The organism is Serratia sp. szju (genome assembly GCF_044594185.1).
In the GTDB taxonomy this organism is placed as follows: domain Bacteria; phylum Pseudomonadota; class Gammaproteobacteria; order Enterobacterales; family Enterobacteriaceae; genus Serratia; species Serratia bockelmannii.
The window spans coordinates 4,054,812-4,074,620 of the sequence record NZ_CP172576.1 but is presented as its reverse complement, the minus strand read 5'-3'; the positions used below and the strand labels follow the sequence as shown (position 1 = coordinate 4,074,620).

18 protein-coding genes and 1 pseudogene are annotated in these 19,809 nt (G+C 60.9%); 13 read left to right on the top strand and 6 right to left on the bottom strand.

Translation table 11 applies throughout. The annotated features are described in order from the left end of the window. Positions 1-62: 62 nt before the first annotated feature. The gene (locus RE418_RS19210; RefSeq protein WP_089181675.1) at positions 63-329 is read left to right on the top strand and encodes a hypothetical protein; all 267 of its coding nucleotides are present in this window, start codon (positions 63-65) and stop codon (positions 327-329) included. Positions 330-398: 69 nt separating this feature from the next. On the opposite strand, the pseudogene RE418_RS19205 reads toward RE418_RS19210, so the two are convergent. Then, positions 399-598: pseudogene (locus RE418_RS19205) on the bottom strand (monooxygenase); the annotation flags it as partial. A 109-nt stretch (positions 599-707) separates the two neighbouring features. Here RE418_RS19205 and RE418_RS19200 point away from each other — a divergent pair. From RE418_RS19200 to RE418_RS19180, 5 genes are all read left to right on the top strand, one after another. Beyond that, on the top strand, positions 708-1,763 hold the full coding sequence (locus tag RE418_RS19200; RefSeq protein WP_025302749.1) for a P1 family peptidase: 1,056 nt from the start codon (positions 708-710) through the stop codon (positions 1,761-1,763). A 16-nt stretch (positions 1,764-1,779) separates the two neighbouring features. Further along, a complete protein-coding gene (locus RE418_RS19195) occupies positions 1,780-2,604 on the top strand; it encodes a M55 family metallopeptidase (RefSeq protein WP_025302750.1) in 825 nt (274 codons plus the stop codon). Positions 2,605-2,804: 200 nt separating this feature from the next. Further along, complete coding sequence (locus tag RE418_RS19190; protein ID WP_049207190.1) at positions 2,805-5,027, top strand: molybdopterin cofactor-binding domain-containing protein; 2,223 nt, start codon at positions 2,805-2,807, stop codon at positions 5,025-5,027. Further along, entirely contained in the window at positions 5,027-5,485 is a 459-nt protein-coding gene (locus tag RE418_RS19185) for a (2Fe-2S)-binding protein (protein WP_025302752.1), read from the top strand. Before RE418_RS19190 ends, RE418_RS19185 begins: the two co-directional genes overlap by 1 nt. An 11-nt stretch (positions 5,486-5,496) precedes the next feature. Then, positions 5,497-6,801, top strand: a complete 1,305-nt coding sequence (locus RE418_RS19180) for a c-type cytochrome (RefSeq protein ID WP_043143228.1) — start codon at positions 5,497-5,499, stop codon at positions 6,799-6,801. A 36-nt stretch (positions 6,802-6,837) separates the two neighbouring features. Here the strand turns inward: RE418_RS19180 and RE418_RS19175 are convergent, their stop codons facing one another. After that, positions 6,838-8,007 carry a cupin domain-containing protein gene (locus RE418_RS19175; RefSeq protein ID WP_089180872.1) on the bottom strand — a complete coding sequence of 390 codons (1,170 nt, stop codon included), beginning with the start codon at positions 8,005-8,007 and terminating at the stop codon, positions 6,838-6,840. A gap of 560 nt (positions 8,008-8,567) precedes the next feature. Between RE418_RS19175 and RE418_RS19170 the strand changes: the two genes are divergently transcribed. From RE418_RS19170 to licT, 3 genes are read left to right on the top strand one after another with little or no spacing between them, the layout of a single operon-like run. Next, positions 8,568-10,421 (top strand): beta-glucoside-specific PTS transporter subunit IIABC, encoded by a 1,854-nt coding sequence (locus RE418_RS19170; protein WP_049295547.1) that lies wholly within the window; start codon positions 8,568-8,570, stop codon positions 10,419-10,421. Next, a complete protein-coding gene (locus tag RE418_RS19165) occupies positions 10,418-11,833 on the top strand; it encodes a glycoside hydrolase family 1 protein (protein WP_049295548.1) in 1,416 nt (471 codons plus the stop codon). The genes RE418_RS19170 and RE418_RS19165 overlap by 4 nt, the downstream gene beginning before the upstream one ends. A 20-nt stretch (positions 11,834-11,853) precedes the next feature. Then, positions 11,854-12,696 (top strand): BglG family transcription antiterminator LicT, encoded by an 843-nt coding sequence (gene licT / locus RE418_RS19160; protein WP_089180873.1) that lies wholly within the window; start codon positions 11,854-11,856, stop codon positions 12,694-12,696. On the opposite strand, the gene RE418_RS19155 is transcribed toward licT, so the two are convergent. Next, positions 12,681-13,595 (bottom strand): LysR family transcriptional regulator, encoded by a 915-nt coding sequence (locus tag RE418_RS19155; protein WP_043143219.1) that lies wholly within the window; start codon positions 13,593-13,595, stop codon positions 12,681-12,683. The two genes, licT and RE418_RS19155, sit on opposite strands and share 16 nt — an antisense overlap. Before the next feature lie 103 nt (positions 13,596-13,698). Here RE418_RS19155 and RE418_RS19150 point away from each other — a divergent pair, with 103 nt between their 5' ends. Both RE418_RS19150 and RE418_RS19145 read left to right on the top strand, forming a co-directional pair. Beyond that, positions 13,699-14,265: a chromate transporter gene (locus RE418_RS19150; protein ID WP_060433884.1), complete on the top strand. Its 567-nt coding sequence runs from the start codon at positions 13,699-13,701 to the stop codon at positions 14,263-14,265. Continuing rightward, positions 14,262-14,783 (top strand): chromate transporter, encoded by a 522-nt coding sequence (locus RE418_RS19145; protein ID WP_028127817.1) that lies wholly within the window; start codon positions 14,262-14,264, stop codon positions 14,781-14,783. The genes RE418_RS19150 and RE418_RS19145 overlap by 4 nt, the downstream gene beginning before the upstream one ends. A 4-nt stretch (positions 14,784-14,787) precedes the next feature. Here RE418_RS19145 and RE418_RS19140 read toward each other — a convergent pair whose 3' ends face one another. Next, the gene (locus RE418_RS19140) at positions 14,788-15,141 is read right to left on the bottom strand and encodes a protease inhibitor Inh/omp19 family protein (RefSeq protein ID WP_016927814.1); all 354 of its coding nucleotides are present in this window, start codon (positions 15,139-15,141) and stop codon (positions 14,788-14,790) included. Positions 15,142-15,552: 411 nt separating this feature from the next. Here RE418_RS19140 and RE418_RS19135 point away from each other — a divergent pair, with 411 nt between their 5' ends. Together RE418_RS19135 and RE418_RS19130 are read left to right on the top strand one after the other, a co-directional pair. Next, a complete protein-coding gene (locus tag RE418_RS19135) occupies positions 15,553-17,169 on the top strand; it encodes a serralysin family metalloprotease (protein ID WP_025302762.1) in 1,617 nt (538 codons plus the stop codon). A 61-nt stretch (positions 17,170-17,230) separates the two neighbouring features. Then, entirely contained in the window at positions 17,231-18,016 is a 786-nt protein-coding gene (locus RE418_RS19130) for a 2-phosphosulfolactate phosphatase (protein WP_089180874.1), read from the top strand. On the opposite strand, the gene RE418_RS19125 is transcribed toward RE418_RS19130, so the two are convergent. Then, positions 17,944-18,597 (bottom strand): dihydrofolate reductase family protein, encoded by a 654-nt coding sequence (locus tag RE418_RS19125; RefSeq protein ID WP_089180875.1) that lies wholly within the window; start codon positions 18,595-18,597, stop codon positions 17,944-17,946. The two genes, RE418_RS19130 and RE418_RS19125, sit on opposite strands and share 73 nt — an antisense overlap. A gap of 69 nt (positions 18,598-18,666) precedes the next feature. Further along, positions 18,667-19,671, bottom strand: coding sequence for an alpha/beta fold hydrolase (locus tag RE418_RS19120; RefSeq protein WP_049206108.1), 1,005 nt, complete (start codon positions 19,669-19,671; stop codon positions 18,667-18,669). Between the last annotated feature and the right edge of the window lie 138 nt (positions 19,672-19,809).

Sequence of the window (19,809 nt, the reverse complement as noted above, 5' to 3'; positions counted from 1 at the left end):
CGCTAATTAACAGCTGCAATCCCAGCACAGAAGTAAAATTCTGTGCTTTTATGGGGTATATGATGAATAAATATGTTGTTTTTATAAAGAGCGATGAATCAAGGGTGCAGAGAAAGGAAGTGGTTACACGAGAAATAATTAAAGATATGAAGCAGAAAGGGTTCAGAAAGCATCATATTGAAGTAGAAGCTGAGAACGAAAATGATGCCATTAACCAACTAAATAAGAACAGCAATGACTATTTGGACTCATTGAGAAATTTTTCCGGTGATTTATTGTTTTGCTCTGTTTTCGTCATTGTTATGGTCATGGTTTATTTATTCAATTGAGCCATAATCCAGTTTTGAATCATTCATTTTTTTATACTATCCGATTGCCCGCTAAAAACCCAATAAGGCTCAGGCCTGCGGGCCGCCCAAAATGGTCTCCCACATGCCGGCGAGAATGCGTTTGCCGATTTCGCTCTTCAGTCTTCATACCCGCCGTGGGTGATAGCCATGTCTTTGCCGTGCGCCACGTCGCAGCGTTTGCGTGCCTTCAGCACCAGATCTTGATAACGCAGCAGGGTGTCTTCGATGCCCTGCGAGTGGGTCTGAACGGCGATGGGGCAAGGCGATTTTTGCTGCCCGCTTCCGCTTTCAATTTACGGCGCGGCGCATTGCGCGATATTCTGGTTTTCTGATGGGCTAACGGCGGATGAGGGAACCATGATTGACAGCCAGGTGTTTGAACAACAAAGCCTCGACAATCTGCTGAGCTATTGGCGGCGCCATCGCCGCCTGCCGGGCGCGCGCTATCCGGCCGGGCCGACAGACAGCCTGTGTGACGTGCCGGGCGTCAGCGTCGGGCATCACACCTTGGCCGACGGCGAATGCCAGACCGGCGTCACCGCCATCGTGCCGCCGGGCGATCTGTTCAACCAACCGTTGCCGTGCGGCAGCGCGGTGCTCAATGGCTTCGCCAAGCCGCTGGGATTGGTGCAATTGAATGAGCTGGGGGAGTTGCAAACGCCGATCCTCCTGAGCAACACCTTCGCCGTCGGCACGCTGTTCAACGCCATGGTGCGGCGCAGCTGCTTGCGCTACCCGCAGATCGGCCGCGGCAGCGCCACCATCAACCCGCTGGTGCTGGAGTGCAACGACGGCTACCTCAACGATATTCAGGCGATGGCGGTGCGTGAGGAGCACGTCTTCAGCGCGCTGGATAACCATTCCACCCGCTTTGCGCGCGGCAGCGTCGGCGCCGGGCGCGGCATGAGCAGCTTCGGCCTGAAGGGCGGCATCGGCACCGCCTCGCGTTATTGCCCGGGGCTTGGCACCACGCTCGGCGTGCTGGTGCTGGCCAACTTCGGTACCCTCGACTCGTTGACGCTGAGCGGCGTGCGCGTCGGCCCGGCGCTGGGCAAGCTGCTGGCGGACCCACCGCCGCAGGTGGACGCCGGTTCGGTCATTATCATCATCGCCTGCGATCGGGCGCTGGACAGCCGGCAACTGAACCGTATCGCCCGCCGAGCGGGCGCGGGTCTGGGGCGGGTGGGCAGCCATTGGGGGCACGGCTCCGGCGACATCGCGCTGGCGTTCTCCACCCGGTTGCTGGGGGCCACGCTGCCGGACGAACGGCTGGAGCCGCTGTTTGCGGCTGCCGCGGATGCCACCGAATACGCAGTATTGGATGCGTTGCTGAGCGCCGAGGGCGTCAGCGGTTTCCAGCAGCACGCGCGTATGGCGTTGGGCCCGCTGCTCGATCGGCTGGCGGCAAATTGAATAACGGGAGTGTGATGTGAAAGTCTTTATCTCTGCGGATATCGAGGGTATTGCCGGCGTGATGCGGCCGGAGCAGTGCAACCCGGCCCATGCCGACTATGCGGCGGCGCGCGAGCTGATGGAGCAGGAAGTCAACGCCGCCATCGACGGCGCTTTCGCCGGCGGCGCTACCGAGGTGACGGTGGCCGACAGCCACGCCATGATGCAGAATCTGCGCGCCGACCGCATTGATGCGCGGGCGCGCCTGGTGCAGGGCAAACCGCGCGGGCTGTCGATGGTGGAAGGGCTGCAGCATCAACGTTACGACGGCCTGATGTGCATCGGTTATCACAGCGCCGCCGGCGAACGCGGCGTGCTGGCGCATACCATCAACGGTCGGGCCTTTTATCGCGTCAGCCTGAACGGCGAAGTGGTAGGCGAAAGCGATCTGTATGCGGCGATGGCGGCGGAGTTGAACGTGCCGTTGTGGCTGGTGAGCGGTGACGACGAGCTGCAACGTTGGATCGCTGAACGTTATCCGCAATCTGGCTATGTTTGCGTAAAACGCGCCCTCTCGCAAACCGCCGCCGAATCGCTCAGCCCACAGCGGGCGCGGGCGGAGATCCGCGAGCGGGCGATGCAACAGGTGCGCCAGGGCGCCAGACTGCCGGTGGAGCGCCGTTTTATGCCGCCTTACCGGCTGACGCTGATGGCGGCCAAACCGGTGCTGGCGGATCTGTTCAGCCTGGTGCCTGGCGTGGAGCGCCAGGACGCGCTGACCGTGGCCTTCGACAGCGACAACATGGCGGCGCAAATCAACCTGCTCAGCGTCTTCTCCTATCTGGCGACGACGCAGAGTTGACCCCGGTGCGGGTGCCTGCCCGCACCGCACGATTCTCCAATAGAAAAACCCTCTTCAACATTAAGTCTACTGGATAATAGGCTACGCTAATTATTGCTCTGTTGCGCTATATCACCTGACGGGCGCAACAAGCCATTCCCATAACAAGATTTGTTTCGCCGAAGGCAGTGACGCCTTCGGTTTTTTTGGAGTCATGAGCAATGAGCATATCCCAAGTTCCGCTTTCGCGGCGGCGGTTTATCGTCGGCGCCGGGGCGTTGGTGATCGGCGCCTATCTGCCATCCACCGGCGCGCTGGCGCGTTCGGCTGCCCCGATCGCCTCCGGCGCGGCGGCGTTAGACGCCAACGCCTTCGTTCAGATCGGCGCCGACGGCGTCGTCACCGTCATCAGTAAACACACCGAAGTGGGCCAGGGGGTCTATACCGGCATGGCGACGCTGGTCGCCGAAGAGCTCGATGCCGACTGGGCACAGGTACGGGTCGTGGCCGCGCCGGTGGACACCAATGTCTACAAAAACCTGGCCTTCGGATTCCAGGGCACCGGCGGTTCCAGCTCGGTGGCCAATGCCTATGAGCAAATGCGGCGCATGGGCGCCATGGCGCGCGCGCTGTTGGTGCAGGCCGCCGCGCAGAGCTGGAAAACCTCGGCGCAGGAAATCACCGTGCAGGCGGGCAAGATCCGCCATGCCGCCAGCGGGCGCGAAGCGGGCTTCGGCGAATTCGCCGCGCTGGCCGCCACGCTGCCGCCGCCCGATCCCGCTAGCCTGACGCTGAAGGATCCGGCCAATTTCACCCTGATCGGCAAAACGCGCGGTTTGCACCGCGTCGATTCGCTGGCTAAAACCAACGGCAGCGCGCAGTTCTCGCAGGATATCCACGAGCCGGGCATGTTGACCGTCACCATCAAAAAACCGCCGCGTTTCGGCGGCAAGGTGGCGACGTTTGACGCCGAACGCGCGCTGGCGGTACCGGGCGTGGTGGCGGTGAAACAGGTTGCCACCGGCGTGGCGGTTTACGCCAACAATACCTGGGCGGCGATCCAGGGGCGGGACCGGCTGCGGGTCACCTGGGACGACGCGCAGGCGGAGCGACGCAACACCGAGGAAATCTACGCCGAGTTCCGCCAGGTGGCGCAGAAAACCGGCGTGGTGGCGAAGAGTCTTGGCAAGCCGGACGAGGTGTTCGACAAGGCCGACAAGGTGATCGAGGCCGAATACACCTTCCCGTACGTCGCGCACGCGCCGATGGAGCCGCTGGACGGCTATCTGTTCTGGGACGGCGAGAGCGTCAAGGCGCGCTACGGCTGCCAAATCCAAACGCTCGACCACAAGCAGCTGTGCGATCTGTTCGAGTTGCCGCCGGACAAGGTGCAGATTGAAACCATTCTGGCGGGCGGCAGCTTCGGCCGGCGCATCGATTTAGGCAACCCGACGCTGGGGCCGGATCTGGCGGCCGACATGGCGGCGGCGGCCAAGGGCATCGGCCCCGGCCACGGCGTGAAGGTGGTGTGGACGCGCGAGGACGACATCCGCAACGGCTGGTATCGCCCGATGATCCTGCACCGCCTGCGCGGCGCCATTCGGGGCGGCAAGGTGGTGGGCTGGACCGATACCGTGGTCGGTCACTCCTGGACGCGCCACAGCGCGATGGATGCGCTGGTGGTCAACGGCCTCGATCAGATGATGGTCGAAGGCGCCAGCGAGGTCTCATACACTTTCGAAGCCTTCCGCTGCGATGCGCATATCGTGCCCGGCAAGGTGCCGACCACCTCGCTGCGGTCGGTCGCCAGCACCCACACCGGCCACGCGGTGGAGAGCTTTATCGATCAGCTGTTGCAGGAAACCGGCCAGGATCCGGTCGAAGGGCGGCTGGCGCTGATGGGCGATGCGCCGCGCGCGGCGGGCGTGCTGCGGGCGGTAGCGAAAGCCGCTGACTGGCAGGGCGCTAAAGTGGTAGACGGACGCGCGCGCGGCGTGGGCGTCGCCAAGGCGTTCGACACCTATGTGGCGCAGGTGGCCGAGGTGTCGATCGGCGAAGGCGGCATCCCGAAAGTGCATAAAGTGTGGTGCGCGGTGGATTGCGGCGTGGCGGTGAACCCCGATGTGATCCGCGCGCAGATCGAGGGCGGCATCGGTTACGGCCTGAGCCTGGCGCTGTACGGCAATATCACGCTGAAAGACGGCGTGGTCGAACAGTCCAACTTCAATAACTTCCGCCCGTTGCGCATCGATGAGATGCCGGAGATCGAGGTGATCATTGTGCCCTCGACCGAGAAACCGACCGGCGTGGGCGAGCTGGGGGTGCCGACCATTGCCCCGGCAGTCGGCAACGCGCTGGCGCTGCTCGGGCGGCCGCGCACCTCGCTGAGCCTGCCGCTGCATAATCCCACTGCGAATCCGGCGTCTGACAAGGAGAGAACCTGATGATTCAATTAACCGTAAACGAGCAGCCGCTGACCTTCGAGGGCGATCCGCACATGCCGCTGCTGTGGTTCTTGCGTGACGAAGCCGGCCTGACCGGCACCAAATTCGGCTGCGGCATCGCCATGTGCGGCGCCTGTACCGTGCATCTGGACGGCGTGCCGGTGCGTTCATGCATGACGCCGGTCTCCGCCGCCGTCGGCAAAAAAATCACCACCATCGAAGCCGTGGGCGCCACGCCGGAAGGCAAGGCGGTGCAGGAAGCCTGGCTTGATCTGGACGTGGTGCAGTGCGGTTACTGCCAGTCCGGCCAGATCATGAGCGCCAGCGCGCTGCTGGCGCAAAGCAAGAACCCGAGCGATGCGGACATCGACGCGGCGATGGGCGGCAACGTTTGCCGTTGCGCCACCTATGTGCGCATTCGCGCCGCCATCCACCAGGCCGCCAAGGCGTTGGGTTAGGGAGAGATGCGATGAGCAATGCCTTGAAAGGGCTGTTATGGCTGATTATCGCCGTGGTGGTGTTGGCGGGAGGATACGCGCTGTATACGCTGCTGCGGCCCACCGGCGCTGAGCCTGCGGCGCCGATCGCCGGGGCGCCGGCCGGCATCACCGACAAACTGGCGCGCGGCGAGTACCTGGCGCGTGCCGCCGACTGCGTGGCGTGCCACACCGCGCCGGGCGGCGCGCCTTATGCAGGCGGCTTCGCCTTCAAGTTGCCGTTCGGCACCATTTACGGCACCAACATCACCGCCGACAAGGAAACCGGCATCGGCAACTGGAGCGACGATCAGTTCGTGCGCGCGGTGCGTGAGGGCATCGGCCCACAGGGCAACCTGTATCCGGCGATGCCTTATACCTCGTACACCGAACTGAGCCGCGATGACGTGCTGGCGATCAAGGATTATCTGTTCAGTCTGCCGCCGGTGAAACAGGCCAACCCGCAAAACGAGCTGTCGTTCCCGTTCAACCAGCGTTGGGGCATGAAATTCTGGAACCTGGCGTTCTTCCAGGAGCAGCGTTTCGCGCCGGATCTCAACAAGGATGAACAGTGGAATCGCGGTGCCTATCTGGCGACGGCGCTCGGCCACTGCGGCGAGTGCCATACGCCGCGCAATCTGGGGTTTGGTCTTAACCAGAGCAAGCACCTGAGCGGTGAAGTGGTGCAGGGCTGGTTCGCCGCCAACATCACGCCGGACAAACAGACCGGCATCGGCGGCTGGAGCGACCAGCAACTGTCGCAATATCTGGCCACCGGCCATGCGCCGGGGCGCAGCAGCGCCGCCGGCCCGATGGCGGAAGCGGTGGAAAACAGCCTGCAGTTCCTGACGCCGGAAGATAATCTGGCGCTGGTGAAATACCTGCGCGACATCGAACCCATCGCCGGCGACAGCGCGGCAGCGGTGAACTTGCAGCCGAAGGGCGCGGGGGCTTCCACCCCGATCCTGCCGGGCGGGCAAGACAGCTCGCTCGGGCGGCGGATGTTCGCCAACGACTGCAGCGGCTGCCACCAGTGGAACGGGCCGGGCCGCCAGAGCGAGTACGCGTCGCTGGTGGGCAGCACGGCGGTGAACGATCCGCAGGGGCGCAGCGTGGTGCAGGCTATCCTGAAGGGGACGAGCATCAGCGTCGGCGAGCGGCATGAGATGATGCCGTCGTTCGGCAGCGCCTATTCCGACGAGGAAGTGGCGGCGGTCGCCAACTTCGTGGTCGGCCATTTCGGCGACAAACAGGGCAAGGTCACCGCCAAACAGGTGGCGGAGCAGCGCAAGCAGTAAAGAAAGCGGCGAGGGAGATTCTCCCTCGCCGCGGCGTCAGCGGCTGCGCCGCGACATCACCCGTTTGTCTTTCGGTCTATCCTGCCAGTCCTCAACCTGATTATTGAAGTTGTCCGCCAGCAGGTAAGCCGGGGTTTTCGCCAGCCAGTCGGACAACGAAATATCCTGATAAATGCCGTTGTCCATCACGATCAGTACCTTCAAATCCTCATCGCCGATGTTCTCGATGTAATGGCCGAAGCCCTGCGGCACGTAACCGACGTCCGAAGGGGCGTACTCTTCCGTCTGCGCGTGGCTGTGCGAGCTGAACACCGTCATCCGGCCTTTGCCGGCAATATAGTATTGCCATTCGTTGGCGTTGGGGTGCCAGTGCAATTCCCGGATCGCGCCGGGTTTCACGATCTCGATGATGCCGGTCATGGTGGTGGAAATAGGAAATTCTTTCGACGACACCAAATGGACGCTGCCGGCGTCATTTTCAAAGAACGGCTTTTGCTTCATTAATTCATAGCGGTGGGTCAGCGGGGCATTATTTAATCCGCCGTCGTTTTTCGGCAATGGTAATGTGGGCGGGACGGCGCCGCCGACAATATAAGCTTCACCCTGTTTGGCCTTGGAAAATACCGCCGCCGGCATGTCGACGCTTTTTTCCAATACCTCTTTCGGCATATGCGCCACCCAGTCGGTGATGCTGAAGGTGCCGAATTCGGAGAAATGCCCGTTATCGAATGCCAGAATAAAATGCGCGCCGTCCGCCAGCGCCTGAATGGAATGGCCATAGCCTTTCGGGAAATACCAGACGTCGCCGGGGCCGAAATCCGCCACCTCACATTTTCCCTCGGGATCGAGGATGGTGATGCGCGCATGGCCTTCCAGCATGAATGCCCATTCGGCGGCGATGGCGTGCCAATGCAGTTCGCGCACGCCGCCCGGCTCCAGCGTCATGTCGACGCCCGCCACGCCTTCGGAGATCGGGAATTGCTCGACGGTGGCTTCGCGTGCCCAGCCGTTGGGCAGGCTGCGTTTTTTGCTGTCGGTGAATTTGTATTTATAGAGATGCTGCGCATCGGCAGGCGGCTGATAGCTGCTGGGAGGCACGATATTACGATGGTCGTCGGCAGCGGCATTTTTGGCGATGCCGCCGATCATGCCGGCGGCGGCCGCGCTGACGGCGGAGACTTTCAATATATCACGACGCGATAGCATAGCATTTTCTCCAATATAAACCGTGCGCCTGCAGCAGCAGGCGACGGGGAAGGCGCGATCGCCATTGAAATGATTTTTTGTCATCGGCGGGAATAGGCTGTGACCCTTAAATCCTAGCGGCTGGAATGTATTGCGTAGGCGCTTATTTGTTTGCGTTTGTTACTAAGTGAGTGCAGGTTTAATTAATTGTCCGGAAGTTGAATGGTCATGGATCTGAATTAATCTTCCCCCGTAATTAAATAAACAAAGTGACAATAAAGCGCATTATTTTGGGTTATTTCCTTCCGATTGCGCTATGGGTGTGCGCAAAAAGCGTGCAGCGGCGACATTGCAGTGCATTTACGCTAAATCGTGACGCCTTTCACAACGCTGACGTATGGCTATTGCCGAGTATTCGCGAGTATGGTGATACTTTTAGCGCGGTCGAGAAGACCGCACACCATTTTTATTGCGGCGTGTTACTGCTAAAGCAGGCAAGACCAAAATAGGAATGCACTTCTCCTTGTGACGAGGCGCATTTCCATTTTGGTCTTTTTTTTTGCATTTTACTGGGGAAAACGATGGACTATCAGAAACTTGGCTTAGAAATATTGGCGCGGGTCGGCGGTAAAGGCAACGTCAGCAAGCTGACGCACTGCGCGACCCGTTTGCGTATGGAATTCAACGACGACGCTAAAGTGGATTCGAAGGCGATCGAAGCCCTGCCGGGCGTTATCAGCGTGGTGGTGCGCGGCGGCCAGTTTCAGATCGTGGTCGGCAATAACGTGCAGCAAACGTTCCGCGTGCTGCAAAAGGAGATTGGCCAGCCGCAAACCGGCGCTCAAAAGCAGCAGCCGAAAGGTGACGTGGTGTCACGGATTATCAGCGTGATTTCCACGACCTTTACCCCGGTGATCCCGGCCATTACCGGCGCGGGGATGATCAAGGCACTGCTGGCGATCCTCAAGCTGGCCGGGGCGATAGATCCCGCCGGCACGACCTATCGATTGCTGGATACCGTCGCCGATGCGGCGTTTTTCTTCCTGCCGGTGCTGTTGGCTTACGGTGCCGCGATAAAATTCGAGTGCAATCCCATCCTGGCGATGACCCTCGCCGGCGCGTTGCTGCACCCTAATCTGGCTCAGATGCTGGCGGCAGGCACCGCGATTGATTTTCTCGGCATGCCGGTGCGGCTGGCGGATTATGCCGGCTCGGTGTTGCCGATCATTTTTACCGTGTGGCTGATGTCCTATATCGAGCGGTTTGCCGAGAAAGTTTCGCCGACGATGATCAAGTTCTTCACCAAACCGATGATTGTGCTGCTGGTCACCGCGCCGCTGGCATTGGTGGTGGTCGGGCCGTTCGGCATTTTCCTCAATGACATGGTGGCCGCCGGTGCGGCGATCGTCGATGGTAGGGCTAGCTGGCTGATTCCTATGTTGATGGGCGGGCTGCAGCCATTTTTGGTGATCACCGGCACCGCCTGGGCGATGACACCGATAGCCACCGGCCAATTGACCAAGAATGGTTTTGAGATGATTAACGGGCCGGGCATGTTGGCGTCCAATATTGCGCAAGGTGCGGCGACGCTATGTGTGGCATTCCGCACCAAGAACACGAATTTGCGCCAGTTGGCGTCCTCCGCCGGTTTTACCGCGTTGTTGGGGATCACTGAACCCTCGCTGTACGGGGTGACGCTGAAACTGCGCAAGCCGTTGATCGCAGCGATGATCGGCGGTGGCTGCGCCGGCATTTACGCCGGGTTGAGCGGGTTGGTGCGCTATGCCTTCGTTTCTCCTGGCCTGGCTGCTTTGCCGGCGTTTATCGGTGAGAACCCGATGAATATCGTGCATGCGCTGATCACTTGCGCCATTGCCATCGTCGTGACCTTTGCCCTGACCTGGATCCTTGGCTTCGACGATCCGGTCGAGGAGGCGACCGAAGTGACTCAGGTGGCGGCCGACGAGGTATCGCCGGTTTTCAGCCCGCTGACTGGCAAAGCCGTGACGTTGGATCAGGTCAACGATGACGTCTTCTCACAGGGCTTGTTGGGCCAGGGCATGGCGATCATACCGTCGGAAGGGGTGCTGCGTGCGCCGCTGGACGGCGAGATCGTGACTTTCCTGCCGTCAAAACATGCGGTCGGCATCAAGGGGGACAACGGTGCGGAGCTGTTGCTGCATATCGGCATCGACACGGTAAACCTGGGTGGCCAACACTTTGACTCCGGACTGCAGATTGGCGATCGCGTGAAGGTCGGCGACGAGCTGGTGCGTTTTGACATCGGCGCGATCGCCGCATTGGGCTTCGATCTGACGACGCCGGTATTGATCGTCAACAGCGAAGCGTTTCAGGTTCAGGTGTTACCTAAGCCGCATGGCGTTCATGCCGGTGAGACGATTATGGCGCTGAAGGCCAATAAGGAGCCGGCATGATTTATCAACGCTTGCACGATTTTCCCGCCGAGTTTCTCTGGGGCGCGTCGACTTCCGCCTATCAGGTGGAGGGCGCATGGAATGAAGACGGAAAAAGCCCGTCGATCGTCGATATGCTTGAACATCCCGCAGGCACGGCGGATTTTACGGTGGCCAGCGATCACTATCATCGCTTTCGCGAGGATGTGAAGCTGTTCGCAGAACTGGGGTTAAAGGCCTACCGGTTTTCGGTTGCGTGGACGCGCGTGTTGCCCGATGGCGTCGGCGAAGTCAATGCGCCGGGGCTGGCGTTTTACCGGCAGTTGATCGACGAATTGCTGGCGCACGGCATCGAGCCGGTGGTGACGCTGTATCATTTCGATCTGCCTTATGTGCTGGAGCAGCAGGGCGGCTGGTCCAATCGCGCCACCATCGAGGCTTTTGTCACTTACGCCGGCGTGCTGTTCGACGCCTTCGGCGATCGGGTGAAGTATTGGCTCACCATCAATGAACAGAACACCATGATCCTGCACCCCGGCGCTATCGGCACGCCCAAAGGCGGTGCGTTGCCTGACAAACGGACGCTGTATCAGCAGAGTCATCATATGTTGGTCGCTCAGGCCAAAGTCATGGCATTATGCCATCAGCGCTGTCCCGGCGGGAAAATTGGCCCGGCGATCAATACCACCTCGATGTATCAGGAGACCTGCAATCCGCTGGATGCCATTGCCGCTCATAACTGGGAGACGTTGCGCTGTTGGAGTTTTCTCGATGTGGCGGTGCATGGCCGCTACAACGCCCTGGCCTGGCGTTATCTCGAGGATCGGGGGTGGGCGCCGGACAGGGAGCCGGAGGACGCGGCGCTGCTGTTGGCGGCACGACCGGATTATGTGGCGATCAATTACTATTCCACCGCCACGATCGCCGCTAGCCGCGGCGACGGTTCAGACGTGAGCGCACGCGCCGGCGATCAGCAAATTATGCTCGGCGAACCGGGTGTGTATCGTGCGGCGGAAAACCCGTTTGTCGGCAAGACGCGCTACGGATGGGTGATCGATCCGGTTGGCCTGCGCTTAACGCTGCGCAAGACCTTCGAACGCTATCACCTGCCGATACTCATCACGGAGAACGGAATTGGCGCGCCGGATGAATTGCGGGCGGATGAGACCATCGACGACGACTATCGCATTGAATTCATGCGGCAGCATGTCGAACAGATGCGGCTGGCGATCAACGATGGCGTCGAGCTGCTCGGTTATTGCCCGTGGGCGGCGATTGACGTCGTCAGCACGCATCAGGGCTACGCCAAGCGCTATGGATTTATCTACGTGAACCGCGGAGAACGGGATCTTAAGGATCTGCGGCGCATCAAAAAACGCAGTTTTGACTGGTATCGGCAGCTTATCGCCGCCAATGGCCGGTTAGGCAAATAAGCAAGGTGACGGCCGAGACGATGAAAGTCATTAAGGTGCTCAACAACAGTCTGGTGTTAACCGCGGACGACGATAACCGTGAGGTTATCGTCATGGGCAAGGGAATTGGTTTTAACAGCAAAACCGGAGACGAGATCAACCCGGCCGCCATTGAGAAAGTGTATGTGGTGCAGGAGGGGCAAAAGGGGCGCGATTACCTGCGGCTGATTGAAACTGCCCCGACGGAACACATCGAAATTGTGCAGATGATCCTCAGTGAGGCCAACCGCCAACTGAACGGCAACATTAATGAACAGATTTTCTTTACGCTGGCGGATCACGTCAGTTTTGCTATCGAACGTCATCACAAGGGTATCGCCATCCAAAACCGCCTGCTGTTCGAGGTGAAGCGTTTCTACCCGCGAGAGTTTGCGGTGGGGCTGCAAGCCTTGGCCTACATTAACCAGCGGCTGAGTATCCAACTGCCTGAAGAGGAAGCGGGCAATATCGCCTTTCACCTGGTCAACGGCCAGACCGAAGTGCAAAACATGGAGCACACGTTGCTGGCGGTGAAGATGCTGAAAGATATTTTCAATATCATCAAGTATCACTTTCGCCTCAATATCGACACCGATTCGCTGAACTACGCGCGCTTTTTAGTGCATATGCAGTTCTTTATCCAGCGCATGCTCGACGGCAAACAGATGACCTCGAAGGCCGACTTTCTGTTTGCCCAGATGACGGCCGAGTACCCGCATGCCTATCGTGGTGCGCTATTGATCCGCGATTACGTGAAGAATCTGCTGCAAATGGAGATGTCGAACGATGAGCTGCTGTATTTGATGATCCACCTGACGCGCATCACCGATCAGCCCGAGGCCTGAACCGCCTCGGCGACCAGTTCGCGAAAGCGCTCGACGATCGGTGAGGCCGGGCTATGGCGCAGCGCCAGGTAAAGCGGGGCGCTGAGCTGCGCTTCTTCGGCGAGGGTGCGGTAGACAATGCCGTCGCCGCCCAGCCGCCGCATCGAGCCGGGCACGATTGACAACCCCAGCCCGGCGCCGACCAGGCTGAGGGTGGCCGGCAGGCGTGGCGCTTCCTGCACGATGCGCGGGCTGAAGCCGGCGCGGTGGCAGGCGGCCAGGATGGCGTCGTACAGCCCCTGGCCGGCCGGGCGGCGATAGAGAATAAACGCCTCGTGGGCCAGTTCGGCCAGCGGCAGCGGCTGCTGCGTTTCTTGCGCCAGCCGGTGGCCCAGCGGCAGGGCGACGATCATCGGCTCGCTGAGCACCGGCTCGACGCTCAGGCCGGGAATGCCGTTGGCCGGCGAACGCACGAAGGCGGCGTCGAGGCGCTGTTCCAGCAACGCCTCCATCAGTTCGCCGCTGCCGGCTTCTTCCAACTGGGTGGTGATACCCGGCAGGATGTCGCGGTAGCGGCGCAGCAGGTTGGGCACGAACGGATGCAGCGCGGCGGAGCTGGTAAAACCGATGGCGATGTGGCCCTGCTCGCCACGGGCGGCGCGCTGTACCGCTTCGCGCAGGCGTTCGGCGCGCGCCAGCAGGGCGCGAGCCTCTTCAAACAGCACGCCCCCCGCTTCGGTGACGCGCACGCCGCGCGGCAGGCGCTGCAATAAGGTTACGCCCAGTTCGTCTTCCAGCCCCTGCAGCAGGCGGGTCAGCGGCGGCTGTTGGATAAACAGCCGCTCGGCGGCGCGGGTGATGTTGCCTTCTTCCACCACGGTGACGAATGCCCGCAGGCGACGCAGTTCGATCATAGCCATACCTCAAAGGTATTGTTAGTTTCTCCGGAATGCATTAGACATCATGGCACGGCGGCGCGCATGATACCAGACATCAAAACAAGCGATGTGGAACGGCAATGTCATGTCAGATATCAATACGTTAAAACCGCACCCGGCGGCAGCGCCGGGTAATGCGGAGCTGTTTTTGGGCTTTCTGTGGCTGGGGCTGATCGGCTTCGGCGGCGTGCTGCCGATGGCGCGCAGTATGCTGGTGGAGCGCCGGCGCTGGCTGAGCGGCGAACAGTTTACCGAGCTGCTCGGTCTGTGCCAGTTCCTGCCCGGCGGCAATGTGATCAACCTGTCGGTGGCGGTGGGCATGGAGTTTCGCGGGCTGCGCGGCGCGCTGTGCGCCTTGCTGGGCCTCATCAGCGCGCCGACGGCGATCGTGGTGGGGCTGGGCGTGGTGTACGCCCGCTTTCAAAACGATCCGCATGTGCAGCATGTGTTCGCCGGGCTGGCCGCCGCCGCCGCCGGGCTGCTGCTGTCGACCGGGATCAAGATGCTGCTGCCGCTACGCGGTAAATGGCCGGCGCTGGCGATCGTCGCGCTGGCGCTGATCGCCATCGCCTGGCTGCGCCTGCCGCTGTTGCCGACCATGCTGGTGCTGGCGCCGCTGAGCATTCTGCTGATGTGGCGGTGGCCGTCATGAGCGGGGTGTTGATGGCGTTGGCGCTGATTTTCACCGAGCTTTCTTTATTGGCGTTCGGCGGCGGCATGACCATTCTGCCGGAAATGCAGCGGCAGGTGGTGGAGGTGCATCAGTGGATGAGCGCCCAGGAGTTCAGCGCGCTGTTCGCCATGGCGCAGGCCGCGCCGGGGCCGAACATGATGATCGTGCCGCTGGTCGGCTGGCACGTCGCCGGCTGGGCGGGGCTGTTAGTGTCTTCGATCGCCAAGTTCGGGCCGTCTTCCATCGTTACGCTATTGGTGATGGGCGCCTGGCGGCGCTTTAAGGATCGCCCGTGGCGCCGCATCGTGCAGGCCGGACTGGTGCCGCTGACCGTGGGGTTGGTGGCGGCCAGCGGTATCTTGATCGCCGAGGCTTCCGCGCCCAGCTGGCGGCTGGCGGCAATCGTGGCGCTGGCGACGGGGTTGAGCATGAGCAAGCGCCTCCATCCGCTGTGGGTGCTGGCGGGCGGCGCGCTGCTCGGGTTACTGTTCGCCTGAAGGGTTAGCGCGGGATCAGTACAAAGCGCGAAGGGCCGTTGCGGTCGATCAGCTCATAGCGCTTCGGCGCGGTCAGGGCCAGAAACGCCACCATGCTCCCTTCGGCGTCGGTCAGCGTCATGCCGTCCGGCGTCGGCCGCCAGGCGACCGGCAGCGCGTGCAGCGCCAGCGGCTGCAGGCATTGGGCGGAGGCGCTGAAACGGAAAGCGTTGGTGTTGGCCACCGCTTCGTCGCTCAGCTGCACCTCGCAGACGGTTTTACCGTCGCCGATGGCGGCGAGCTGCCAGTCGCCCTTCAGCGCGGCGGGTTCCAGCAACGGCAGTGAACTGCCCAGGGCACTGCTGCACAATATGCTCATAACGACTCCTGTCAGGCTGGCGCGGCGCAAGGCGCGCATAAGGAAATGGATTGGCATCGGGTCACTCCTTTCGGCTGTCCGTTCACACTTTAGCACGTACCTATCTTGATGATGAGGGAAGGATTAGGTTTTTTAATCCTCGATTATTCTGATCTGATCGGTGATAAAATACGCAAAAAGACGAATAATTAACCCGTTAATGCGCTCATTTTTCTCATTAATATAGTGAGAATACAAATTGTTATGCGTATCTCCATCTCTATGCCCGGCGTGGTGAAGCCAGGCCGGGTGGGCTCGCGCCAGCGGGGTGAGTCACTATACTGGTCATTCCTAAGCCTTGGCTTAGATTAGAACGACTGATGAATAGTCTTACAAAGCGAGTGGGTTCCTATTGTGTAAAAGGAGAATACAATGCGCAGTCGCCACAACGACATTTTGCAAGATGACGATGAGTTCACCAGCCTGGCCGCCACATCCCCCAACGATCATAACTATCAGTTTTACTATCACCAGCCCGGCAGCCCCTATGACGGATTGGGCTACGGCGCGCTGTTCACGCTGGACAACGCTAACCTGTACAGCAACCAGCGCGGCGGGGCGGCGATTAATAATTTGGGTAAAATCCGCGATAACTTCAGCTTCGATCGCGCCGCCGATCAGTTGACGCGGCCGGGCCTGACGCACAACGGCGACCAGGTGTATCACCAGCCGGTCGCGCTGACCTATTCCTTCCTGACGCAGAGCGCGCTGAACCGCATCGGCCAGACCGGTGACGGCGACAAGGGGTTGCAGCCGTTGACCCAGGCGGCGCAGGCTCAGGCGCTGAAATCGATGCAGGCGTGGGCCGACGTGGCGAACGTGACCTTTACCGAGGCGGCGTCCACCGATATCAACCACCGCGCGGACATCACCTTCGCTTACTTCACCCAGCGCGCCGACGGCAGCACCGCCGCCGGCAGCGGCCCGAATGCCATCAACGCGTACGCCTATTACCCGCCGAGTTCCAAATCGGGCAGCGATAACGCCTTTGCGGGCACGGTGTGGTTCAACAAGAACTTTGCCACCCATCAGGCGCCGGTTAGCGGTGACTTCAGCAGCCAGACCTTCACCCACGAGCTGGGGCATGCCCTGGGGCTGGCGCACCCGGGATCTTATGACGCGTCGCTGGGCAACCCGAGCTACCAGAACGATGCCGCCTATTATCAGGATTCGTTGCAATACTCGATCATGAGCTATTTCAACGCCGGTTACACCGGCGCCGACACCAAAGGGGTGTACGGCTATGGCCCGATGGTGGATGACATCGCCGCGATCCAAAAATTGTACGGCGCCAACATGAGCACCCGCACCGGCGACACGGTGTACGGCTTCAACTCCAACACCGGGCGCGATTTCCTGACCGCCACGGCGGACAACGGCAAACCGGTCAACTTCGCGGTGTGGGACGCCGGCGGCAACGACACGCTGGACTTCTCCGGCTACAGCCAGCAGCAGATGATCAACCTGAACGACGGCGCGTTCTCCAGCGTCGGCGGCGGCACGCAGAACGTCGCCATCGCGCGCGGGGCGATCATCGAGAACGCCATCGGCGGCAGCGGGCGCGATGTGATCATCGGCAACGATCAGGACAACCTGCTGGCGGGCAACGCCGGCTCCGATATCCTGTACGGCGGCCTGGGGGCGGATCATCTGTGGGGCGGCAAAGATGCCAATAACTTCACCGACTATTTCGTCTACCTCAATGCCAAAGAGTCCACGGTGGCGGCGTTCGACGTGATTGAAGACTTCGAGCACGGCATCGACAAGATCGATCTCTCCGGCCTGCGCTTCAACAACAGCCTGAGCGAACTGCGCTTTATCGACAGCGGCAGCGCCTTCAGCGGCCAGAAAGGCGAGATCCAGCTCAACTTCGACGCCTTCAACGGCACCACCGATCTGCTGATGAACACCCAGAGCAACAGCTACGCCGCCGACTTCAAGATCCACGTGGTCGGGCAGGTCGAGCAGAGCGATATCTTGTTTGCCTGATAAACTGAGCAAATCGTCTCATTATACAAGGGCCTGACGGCCCTTTTTTGGGAGCGTGATCATGAGCGGTTTTTTTTCACAATCAAGATTCGATGTTCGTCTTGAATGGGGAATTCAGGCGGTTGAGTTGATGGCGCAGGATGTGGATTGCGTCGTTATCGTCGATGTGATGTCTTTCGCAACCTGTGTGAGCGTTGCATTATCTCGAGGCGCGGTGGTTTATCCTTACCCATGGAAAGATGACAGGGTACAGCAGTATGCCGAAACATTCGGGGCTGTAGCTGCCAATGCCAACCGACGCTTCGCCGGAGAAGGCTACTCTCTTTCACCTGCTTCACTGGCCGCGTTGAATCCGGGCACAAAATTAGTGCTACCATCACCTAATGGCTCTGCACTGGCGTTTAAGGCTCGTGAGTCAGGAGCCGTGGTGTACGCCGGCTGTTTGAGAAATCTGACGGCGACGGCGGATGCTTGCAACGGGTACAAAAAAATATTGATCGTTGCCGGTGGAGAGAAGTGGCCGGACGGCAGTTTGCGTCCGGCGCTAGAGGACTGGGTGGTTGCAGGTGGCATAGCCTCTCTGTTCTCGGGGAAAACACTGTCCCCAGAAGCCTTGGCGGCCGCAGCTTGCTATCGAACGCTACCGATTAACATATTGTTCGAGTGCAGTTCTGCCCGGGAGCTGATAGAACGCGGCTTTGCCAAAGACGTTGAGCTTTGTCTGACACTTGACGCCGAGAAGGATGCCAGCCGGTTGCAAGACAACTACTTCATTTACACTGACCCGGCCGCCGCCGCGCTTTCCGCTACGAAAGAACCGGTCGTCACCTCGCCGGCGCGGCGGTAGTGGGCCACGATCACGCCGCCGGGCGAGACCACCGAGTGGGTCAGCGTGAAGGCCGCCGGCGCCGCGTTGTCATCGAACAGCCGCTTGCCGCCGCCGAGCAGCACCGGGTAGGTGAGCAAGCGCAGTTCATCCACCAGATCGTTGGCCAGCAGCTGTTGCATCAGCGTGCTGCTGCCCTGCACCAGCAGCACCGGCCCCTGGGTGCGCTTCAGCTCGCGCAGCCGGGCGAGGATGTCTTGCCCCAGCCACTGGCTGTTCTCCCACGTCAGCGTCTCGCCGTGGTGGGTGGCGACGTACTTGGCCGCCTGATTGAACACGCGGGCGATGTCGGCGGAAAACGGGTCGGCCTCGTCGGTGATATGCGGCCAGTAGCCGGCGAAGATATCGTAGGTGCGCCGCCCGAGCAGCAGATCGAAAGGCGCAGAGAAAAGATCGCTCATCGTTTCCGCGACGGCGTCATCCCAATAGGGCGCGGTCCAGCCGCCGAAGCGAAAGCCGCCGCTGCGGTCTTCGTCTTGCCCGCCGGGCGCCTGCATCACGCCGTCGAGGCTGACGAACGCGCTGGCAATAATCTGTCGCATGGCTGTCTCCTGCAGTTGAGTGCCAGCTGAAAGTTTAGCCGCCGTGCGGCGGCCGCGCCAACCGGCCGCTCAGGGTTGCAGCGCCTTGAGCAACGCCTGATGGAAGCGCGCCGGCTCCTCCATTTGCGGCGCATGGCCCAGCCCGGCGAACTCGATCAGCGTGGCGTGCGGGATGAGTTTCGCCGCCTGTTTGCCCAGCACCGCGTAATGCCCGATTTTGGCCTTGACTGCCGGCGGGGCGATATCGCTGCCGATGGCGGTGGTGTCGGCGGTGCCGATCATCAGCGTGGTGGGGGTTTGCAGATCCTTGAACTCGTAGTACACCGGCTGGGTGAAGATCATGTCGTAGATCAGCGCCGAGTTCCACGCCACCAGGCGGTGGCCCGGCCCGTTGTTCAGCCCGGCCAGCATATCCACCCAGCGATCGTACTCCGGCTTCCAGCGGCCGCCGTAGTAGGTGTGCTGCTCATAATTGCGGATGCCCTCGGCGGTGGTGTTCAGCTCGCGCGCGAACCATTGATCGACGCTGCGCCACGGCACGCCTTTCGCCTTCCAGTCCTCGAGGCCGATCGGGTTGACCATCACCAGCTGTTCCACCGCCTGCGGATACATCAGGCTGTAGCGCGTGGCCAGCATGCCGCCGGTGGAGTGGCCGATGACGATGGCCTTGCTGATGTTCAGGTTCTGCAGCAGGCCGTGGGTATTTTGCGCCAGCTGCTGGAAGCTGTACTGGTAATGCGCCGGCTTGGTAGAGGAGCAAAAGCCGATTTGGTCCGGCGCGATCACGCGGTAGCCGGCCTTGCTCAGCGCCTTGATGGTGTCCTGCCAGGTGGCGGCGCAGAAGTTTTTACCGTGCAGCAACAGCGCGGTGCGGCCGTTGGCGGCGCCTTCCGGCGGCACGTCCATATAGCCCATTTTTAACGGCTGCCCCTGCGAGGTGAAGCTGAACTGCTGCAACGGGTAGGGGTAGTGAAAGCCCTGCAGCTCCGGGCCGAACGTCGGCGTTTCGGCGGCGCCGGCGTTGAACGCGGCCAGCGCGGCGCACAGCAGCGCGCTACGGGTGAATCTCAGCATCCTGATCTCCTGAAAACGGACGAGAGCCGAGTATAGCCACAATCAAGGCGTCGGCGCGCCAGTGGTTTCAGATAATTCTGTAATATGACGGTTTGATTCCCGGCCAGATTCCGGCAACGCTCTTTTTCACAGTGAACG